Annotated in this window: 8 protein-coding genes and 4 tRNA genes; all 12 read left to right on the top strand. The window is 68.8% G+C overall.

Annotated features, from left to right (window positions below; all coding sequences use genetic code 11):
• A partial coding sequence (gene lolB, locus H0E84_RS11115; protein ID WP_180678721.1) for a lipoprotein insertase outer membrane protein LolB occupies positions 1–560 on the top strand: 560 nt, incomplete at its 5' end.
• Between the two features lie 12 nt (positions 561–572).
• Positions 573–1466 carry a 4-(cytidine 5'-diphospho)-2-C-methyl-D-erythritol kinase gene (gene ispE, locus H0E84_RS11120; RefSeq protein WP_180678722.1) on the top strand — a complete coding sequence of 298 codons (894 nt, stop codon included), beginning with the start codon at positions 573–575 and terminating at the stop codon, positions 1464–1466.
• Positions 1467–1525: 59 nt separating this feature from the next.
• Positions 1526–1602, top strand: a tRNA-Gln gene (locus H0E84_RS11125).
• Positions 1603–1739: 137 nt separating this feature from the next.
• Positions 1740–2699 (top strand): ribose-phosphate diphosphokinase, encoded by a 960-nt coding sequence (locus tag H0E84_RS11130; protein ID WP_180678723.1) that lies wholly within the window; start codon positions 1740–1742, stop codon positions 2697–2699.
• A gap of 156 nt (positions 2700–2855) precedes the next feature.
• Positions 2856–3524 carry a 50S ribosomal protein L25/general stress protein Ctc gene (locus H0E84_RS11135; protein ID WP_180678724.1) on the top strand — a complete coding sequence of 223 codons (669 nt, stop codon included), beginning with the start codon at positions 2856–2858 and terminating at the stop codon, positions 3522–3524.
• Between the two features lie 53 nt (positions 3525–3577).
• On the top strand, positions 3578–4159 hold the full coding sequence (pth, locus tag H0E84_RS11140) for an aminoacyl-tRNA hydrolase (RefSeq protein WP_180678725.1): 582 nt from the start codon (positions 3578–3580) through the stop codon (positions 4157–4159).
• An 82-nt stretch (positions 4160–4241) separates the two neighbouring features.
• Positions 4242–5333, top strand: coding sequence for a redox-regulated ATPase YchF (gene ychF, locus H0E84_RS11145; RefSeq protein WP_180678726.1), 1092 nt, complete (start codon positions 4242–4244; stop codon positions 5331–5333).
• A gap of 21 nt (positions 5334–5354) precedes the next feature.
• A complete protein-coding gene (locus H0E84_RS11150) occupies positions 5355–6227 on the top strand; it encodes an ion transporter (protein ID WP_180678728.1) in 873 nt (290 codons plus the stop codon).
• A gap of 59 nt (positions 6228–6286) precedes the next feature.
• Positions 6287–6372: transfer RNA gene (locus H0E84_RS11155), tRNA-Tyr, on the top strand.
• Positions 6373–6394: 22 nt separating this feature from the next.
• Positions 6395–6468: transfer RNA gene (locus tag H0E84_RS11160), tRNA-Gly, on the top strand.
• A gap of 154 nt (positions 6469–6622) precedes the next feature.
• A tRNA-Thr gene (locus H0E84_RS11165) sits at positions 6623–6698 on the top strand.
• A 45-nt stretch (positions 6699–6743) separates the two neighbouring features.
• Complete coding sequence (gene tuf / locus H0E84_RS11170; protein WP_180678727.1) at positions 6744–7934, top strand: elongation factor Tu; 1191 nt, start codon at positions 6744–6746, stop codon at positions 7932–7934.
• The last annotated feature ends 81 nt before the right edge of the window (positions 7935–8015 follow it).

The raw sequence follows: 8015 nt of genomic DNA on the forward strand, positions 1-8015 counted from the left end.
CGCTGGCGGCGGCCACCGCGCAGGTCGAGGCGCGCGAGGCGCGGCTGCACGAGGCGGAGCGGATCGGCTTCAGCGGACGGGTCGCCCTGTCCAACGGTCGCGACGGCGGCAACGGCCGCATCGAGTGGTCGCAGGCCGGCGAGGCCTACCGGGTGGTGCTGAGCGCACCGGTGACCCGCCAGAGCTGGAGCCTGACCGGCGACCGCGCCGGTGCCCGGATCGAGGGACTGGAGGGCGGGCCGCGCGCCGGCGGCGACGTCGAGGCGTTGCTGCTCGATGCCACCGGCATGCGCATCCCGGTGGGAGCGATGACCGCCTGGGCCGCAGGCGGGCGCGCCGATCCCGGCGCCTACGGGCCGGCGCGGCTGCACTTCGATGCCGCCGGCACCCTGGTGCGGATCGAGCAGGGCGGCTGGACCATCGACTACCAGGCCTGGGCGCCGCCCGGCGCGGACGCCGGCGCCGCGCCCTGGCCGCAGCGCATCAGCGCCCGGCAGGGCGAAGCCCGGGTGCGGCTGATCGTCGACGATTGGGCGCTGCCCGTGTCCCGGGACGGTTGAAGCGTGCCGCCCGTGGCCGACCCCGCCGCCGGCTGGAGCGCGTGGCCGGCGCCCGCCAAGCTCAACCTGTTCCTGCGCATTACCGGCCGCCGCGCCGACGGCTACCACGAGCTGCAGACCGTGTTCCGGCTGCTGGACTGGGGCGATACCGTGCACCTGCGGCCACGGACCGATGGCGCCGTGGTCCGCCACGGCGAGACCGCTGCCGACATCGCGGAGGCCGACGATCTCGGCGTTCATGCGGCAAAGATGCTGCAAACGGCGGCGAATGTCGATCAAGGCGCGGATATCTTCATCGAAAAACGCGTTCCTGTCGGCGGTGGTTTCGGCGGCGGCTCCTCCGACGCGGCCACGGTGCTGGTGGCGCTGGACCGGCTCTGGGGGACCGGACTGGGGATATCGCGGCTGGCCGCGCTGGGGCTGCAGCTGGGCGCCGACGTGCCGGTGTTCGTGCACGGCGCCAACGCCTGGGCCGAGGGCGTCGGCGAGCGCCTGACCCCGCTCGCCCTGCCGCCGGCCTGGTATCTGGTGCTCGATCCCGGAGTGCGGGTGGCGACCGCCGCGCTTTTCCAGGCCCCGGAATTGACGCGTCATGCGGCGCCCGCGACAATGTCGGACTTCGTTTCGGGTGCTCCGCTCGGCAATGCGTTCGAGCCGCTGCTGCGCCGCCGCGAACCGGCCGTGGAGGCCGCGTTCGCCGCGCTGGCGCGGGTCGGCTCGCCGCGCTTGACCGGGACCGGCAGCGGCTGCTTCGTCGAGTTCGCCACGCGCGGATCCGCCGAGGCCGCGCTGGCGCGGCTGCCGCCGGGCCTGGATGCCTGGGTGGCGGCCGGGGCGGCGCGCTCGCCGCTGCTGGAGGCGCTCGAAAAAACCGGGAATCGGGAATCGGGAATCGGGAATCGGTAAGCGAGTGCGGCGGCGGCTGTCACGATTCTCCATTCCCGATTCCCTGTTCCCGGCTCCACAGGGGCGTCGCCAAGTGGCCCAAGGCACCGGGTTTTGATCCCGGCATTCGCAGGTTCGAATCCTGCCGCCCCTGCCATCGACGGGAATCGGGAATGGAGAATCGAGAATCGCAAAAGGGCAGGACGCCCCGCTTTTTGCCGATTCCCGATCCCCGATTCTCCATTCCCGGCCCTTCAGTCCCGCCACGGTCAGAGCGACGCGGAGAACCCTCCAATGAAAGAAGACCGCAATCTCCTGATCTTCTCGGGGAACGCCAACAAGCCGCTGGCCCAGGCGGTCTGCCGCGAGCTCGGCACGCGCATGGGCAAGGCGCTGGTGTCGCAGTTCTCCGACGGCGAGGTGCAGGTCGAGATCGAGGAGAACGTGCGCAAGCAGGAGGTGTTCGTCCTGCAGCCGACCAGCGCGCCGAGCGCCGAGCACCTGGTGGAGCTGCTGGTGCTGATCGACGCGCTCAAGCGCGCCAGCGCCGCCAGCGTGACCGCGGTGGTGCCGTATTTCGGCTACGCCAGGCAGGACCGCCGCCCGCGCTCGTCGCGGGTGCCGATCACCGCCAAGGTGGCGGCGCGGATGTTCGGCGCGGTCGGCTGCGACCGGGCGCTGACCATCGACCTGCATGCCGACCAGATCCAGGGCTTCTTCGACATCCCGGTCGACAACGTCTACGCCTCGCCGCTGCTGCTGGCCGACATCTGGCGCGCGCACGGCACCGACAACATGGTGGTGGTCAGTCCCGACGTGGGCGGCGTGGTGCGGGCGCGGGCGATCGCCAAGCGCCTCGACGACGCCGACCTGGCGATCATCGACAAGCGCCGCCCGCGCGCCAACGTCGCCACGGTGATGAACATCATCGGCGACGTCGAAGGCAAGACCTGCGTGCTGGTCGACGACATCGTCGACACCGCGGGCACCCTGTGCGCCGCTGCCGGGGCGCTCAAGGACAACGGTGCCACCAAGGTGGTCGCCTACTGCACGCATCCGGTGCTTTCGGGTGCGGCGATCGACAACATCACCCGCTCGCAGCTCGACGAACTGGTGGTCACCGACACGATCCCGCTGGCCCCGGCGGCGCGGGCCTGCGGGAGGATCCGTCAGCTCAGCGTGGCCGAACTGCTGGCCGAGACGATCCGCCGGATCGCCTTCGGCGAGTCGGTGAGTTCGCTGTATGTGGATTGAGCCGGGAATGGAGAATGGGGAATAGGGAATCGGAAGCGCGGCTTTCGATTCTCCATTCCCGATTCCCGATTCCCGGGGACAACGGCTCTTCTGGTCGCGGAAGAGTCGCCAACCCGCCGCGAGGCGGATCATCGCAACGTTAAAGAGTGAAACAACATGGCAACCACACATGAAATCAAGGTGCAGCGCCGCGACGACGAGGGGAAGGGTGCGAGCCGCCGCCTGCGTCGTACCGGCAACGTGCCGGCCATCGTCTATGGTGGCGATCTCGATCCGGTGAACATCCAGCTCGTCCACGAGGACGTGCTGCTCGCCAGCAAGAACGAGTGGTTCTACTCGTCGATCCTCGACCTCAGCCTGGACGGCGACGTGCAGAAGGTGCTGTTGCGGGACATGCAGCGCCACCCGTACAAGCAGCAGATCATGCATCTGGACTTCCAGCGGGTGAGCGCCGACCAGGCGCTGCGCACGTCGGTGCCGCTGCACTTCCTCAACGAGGACAAGTCGCCTGCCGGCAAGGCCTCGGACGTGGTGATCACCCACGAGATGAACGAGGTGGCGATCAGCTGCCTGCCGGGCAACCTCCCCGAGTACGTCGAGGTGGACCTGGGCGAGTTGAAGCTGGGCGACGCGGTGCACCTGTCCGACCTCAAGCTGCCGGAAGGCGTCGAGATCCCGGAACTGAAGCTCGGCAAGGAGCACGACGTCGCGGTGGTGATCGCACGCCACGGTCGCATCGAGGCCGAGGCCGAGAGCGAGGACGAGGAGGATGTCGCCGGTGCCGTGCCCGCCGCCAAGGTCGACGAGGAAGGCAAGGGCGAATAACGCCGGTCCCCGCCTGGATGTCCGTCGCGGACATCCGGGCGCCGGTGCGCGCAATGGCGGAACTGCGACTGATCGTCGGGCTGGGCAACCCCGGCCAGGACTACGCGCGGACCCGGCACAACGCCGGGTTCCGCTTCGTCGGTGCGCTCGCCGATCGCTGCGGGGAGCGGTTCAGGATCGACGCCAAGCTGTTCGGCGAGACCGCCCGGGTCGCCATCGGCGGCTCGCAGGTCTGGCTGCTCAGGCCGGCGACATTCATGAACCTCTCCGGCAAGTCGGTGACCGCTGCGCTGCGGTTCTGGAAGATCGAGCCGGAGCAGGCGCTGCTGGCGCACGACGAGCTCGACCTGCCGCCCGGCACCGCGCGGCTCAAGTTCGACGGCGGCCACGGAGGGCAGAACGGCCTGCGCGACACCATGCGGCTGCTCGGGCACGGGCGCTTCCATCGGCTCCGCATCGGCATCGGCCATCCCGGCCACAAGGACAAGGTGACGCCCTGGGTGCTGGGGCGGGCCTCGGCGGACGACGATATCCTCATCGACCGCGCCATCGACGCCGCCATCGACGTCCTGCCCCTGGCCGTGGCCGGCGACTTCAACGAGGCGATGAAGCGGTTGCATACGAATAGAGAATAGGGAATGGGGAATCGGGAATCGAAAGAGCAAAACTGCCTTCCCGATTCCCGATTCCCGATTCTCAATTCCCGGATCAAAAGCCATGGGCATCAAATGCGGCATCGTCGGCCTGCCCAACGTCGGCAAGTCGACCCTCTTCAACGCGCTCACCAAGGCGGGCATCGCCGCGGCGAACTTTCCGTTTTGCACCATCGAGCCGAACGTCGGGATCGTGCCGGTGCCGGACCCGCGCCTGGCCCAGCTGGCGGAGATCGTCAAGCCGCAGAAGGTGCTCCCCACCGCGGTGGAATTCGTCGACATCGCCGGACTGGTCGCGGGTGCGGCCAGCGGCGAGGGCCTGGGCAACAAGTTCCTGGCCCATATCCGCGAGGTCGACGCGATCACCCACGTGGTGCGCTGCTTCGAGAACGACGACGTCGTTCACGTCAACAACCGGGTCGATCCGATCGCCGACATCGAGACCATCGACACCGAGCTGGCGCTGGCCGACCTGGAATCGGTGGAGAAGGCGCTGCAGCGCGCCGAGCGCTCGGCCAAGACCGGGGACAAGGACGCCAAGGTGCGGGTAGCGGTGCTGGCGCGGGTCCGCGACGGCCTCGATGCCGGCACGCCGGCGCGCGCCCTCGGCCTGTCCGAGGACGACCGCGCCGCGGTCCGCGACCTGTTCCTGCTGACCCTGAAGCCGGTGATGTACGTCGCCAACGTGCTCGAGGACGGCTTCGAGGGCAATCCGCACCTGGACGCGGTGCGCGCGCGGGCGGCGGGCGAAGGCGCAGAGGTGGTGCCGGTCTCGGCGGCGATCGAGGAAGAGGTCGCCCAGCTCGACGATGCCGACCGCGACGAGTTCCTGGCCAGCCTGGGCCTCGGCGAGCCGGGCCTGAACCGGGTGATCCGCGCCGCCTACAGGCTGCTGGGCCTGCAGACCTACTTCACTGCGGGCGTGAAGGAGGTCAGGGCGTGGACCGTGAAGGCCGGTTCGACCGCGCCGCAGGCCGCTGCCGTGATCCACACCGACTTCGAGAAGGGTTTCATCCGCGCCGAGACCGTCGGCTTCGACGATTTCATCCGCTACCGCGGCGAGGCCGGCGCCCGCGACGCGGGGCGCCTGCGCCTGGAAGGCAAGGAGTACCGCGTCCAGGAGGGCGACGTGCTGCATTTTCGTTTCAACGTCTGATCGGGAGGGGCTGGGGTGGACATGACCGTGGGGGAGCAACCGCGGCCCGGGCTGCGCGGCCGGGCGGCCGCCTGGGTGGAATCGGCGGCGGTGCAGAAGTTCGTGATCGCGGTGATCGTGCTCAACGCCGTCATCCTGGGCATGGAGACCTCGCCGGGGCTGCGCGCTGCGTGGGGCCCATGGCTGTCGCGGCTGGACGTCGCGGCACTGGCGGTCTTCGTCGCCGAGCTGGGAATCAAGCTCTGGGCCCACGGCCCGCGCTTCTTCCGCAGTGCCTGGAACGTCTTCGACCTGCTGGTGGTGGGGATCGCCCTGGTGCCGGCCTCGGGGCCGTTGGCGGTGCTGCGCGCGCTGCGGGTGCTGAGGGTGCTGCGGCTGGCCTCGATGATGCCGCAGCTGCGCTTCGTGGTGGAAGCGCTGCTGCGGGCCGTCCCGGGGATCGGCGCCATCGCCGGCCTGATCCTGATCCTGTTCTACGTCTCGGCGGTGATCGCGACCAGCCTGTTCGGGGCGGATTTCCCGGAATGGTTCGGCGGGCTGGGCGCTTCCTTCTACAGCCTCTTCCAGATCATGACCCTGGAAAGCTGGTCGATGGGGATCGTGCGGCCGGTCATGGAAGTCCAGCCCTGGGCATGGGCCTTCTTCGTACCCTTCATCCTGCTGGCGACGTTCACAATGCTGAATTTGTTCATCGCAGTGATCGTCAACACCATGCAGACGCTGCACGACCGGGACGTGGGGGAGGCGGCGGGCGCCGCGGAGTCGCCGGTTGCTTCCCTTGCCGGCGCCCCGGACGCGGTGCTGGCGGACCTGGGCCACGAGATCCGCGAACTGCGTCGCGAGCTGGCCGAGGTCCGGGCCGGTCTGGCGGCTGCCGGCGACGATCCGCGTTGACAGGGCCCCGGGTTCAGGCGAAAATCGCGGGCTGTTTTCACCGGCTTGCCAGAAACACCGGAGGGATACCCAAGCGGCCAACGGGGGCAGACTGTAAATCTGCTGGCTTACGCCTTCGGTGGTTCGAATCCACCTCCCTCCACCAGATCCATGCAGTTCCGCGCGGCGCGGGAGTAGTTCAATGGTAGAACCTCAGCCTTCCAAGCTGATGGTGCGGGTTCGATTCCCGTCTCCCGCTCCATTGGGCCCCGCGACGGCAGAACACCAGTCACCCACCGGGGCAGGACGCCCCGGACGCGCGCCGCGGAAGCGTCGCGCGGGAGCGAGTCCCGGCTTGGCCGGGGCCGCGACGCAGAAATCGGGCAGGAGCCCGATCTTCTGCAACAAGAACACCTGCTCACGTAGCTCAGTCGGTAGAGCACCTCCTTGGTAAGGAGGAGGTCGATGGTTCGATTCCATTCGTGAGCACCATCTTCCGCGGTACTCCATCCAAACAGTTCAACGAGAAACGCAACCATGGCCAAGGGTAAGTTCGAGCGCACCAAGCCCCACGTGAACGTGGGCACGATCGGTCACGTGGACCACGGCAAGACGACGCTGACGGCGGCGCTGACGAAGATCGGTGCGGAGCGTTTCGGCGGCGAGTTCAAGGCCTACGACGCGATCGACGCGGCGCCGGAAGAGAAGGCGCGCGGGATCACGATTTCGACGGCGCACGTGGAGTACGAGTCGGAGAGCCGGCACTACGCGCACGTCGACTGCCCGGGCCACGCGGACTACGTGAAGAACATGATCACCGGTGCGGCGCAGATGGACGGCGCGATCCTGGTGTGTTCGGCCGCGGACGGTCCGATGCCGCAGACGCGCGAGCACATCCTGCTGGCGCGCCAGGTCGGCGTGCCGTACATCGTGGTCTACCTGAACAAGGCGGACCTGGTGGACGACGCCGAGCTGCTGGAGCTGGTGGAGATGGAGGTCCGCGAGCTGCTGAGCAAGTACGAGTTTCCGGGCGACGACACTCCGATCATCACCGGTTCGGCGCGTTCCGCGCTGGAAGGCGATCAGACCGACATTGGCGTGCCGTCGATCATCAAGCTGGTCGAGGCGCTGGACACCTGGATCCCGGAGCCCGAGCGCGACGTGGACAAGCCGTTCCTGATGCCGGTGGAGGACGTGTTCTCGATCTCCGGGCGCGGCACGGTGGTGACCGGGCGCATCGAGCGCGGGATCATCAAGGTGGGCGACGAGATCGAGATCGTGGGGATCCGCGCGACGCAGAAGACCACGGTGACGGGCGTGGAGATGTTCCGCAAGCTGCTGGACCAGGGCCAGGCGGGCGACAACGCGGGTCTGCTGCTTCGCGGCACCAAGCGCGACGACGTGGAGCGCGGGCAGGTGCTGTGCAAGCCGGGTTCGATCGCGCCGCACACCAGCTTCGAGGCCGAGGTGTACGTGCTGTCGAAGGACGAGGGCGGTCGTCACACGCCGTTCTTCAAGGGCTACCGTCCGCAGTTCTACTTCCGGACCACGGACATCACCGGCGCGGTGACGCTGCCGGAGGGCACGGAGATGGTGATGCCGGGCGACAACGTGAAGATGGTGGTGGAGCTGATCAACCCGGTGGCGATGGACGAGGGCCTGCGCTTCGCGATCCGCGAGGGCGGCCGGACGGTCGGCGCCGGCGTGGTGGCGAAGATCCTGAAGTGACGCAGCGCGGCGGGCGCGCCTGACGCGCTCGCCTTTGTCGCTGCGCCGTCCCGGTGCAGGCCGGGGTCAGGCCCGCGCCCC

It is taken from the genome of Luteimonas salinisoli (assembly GCF_013425525.1).
GTDB classification, from domain to species: domain Bacteria; phylum Pseudomonadota; class Gammaproteobacteria; order Xanthomonadales; family Xanthomonadaceae; genus Luteimonas; species Luteimonas salinisoli.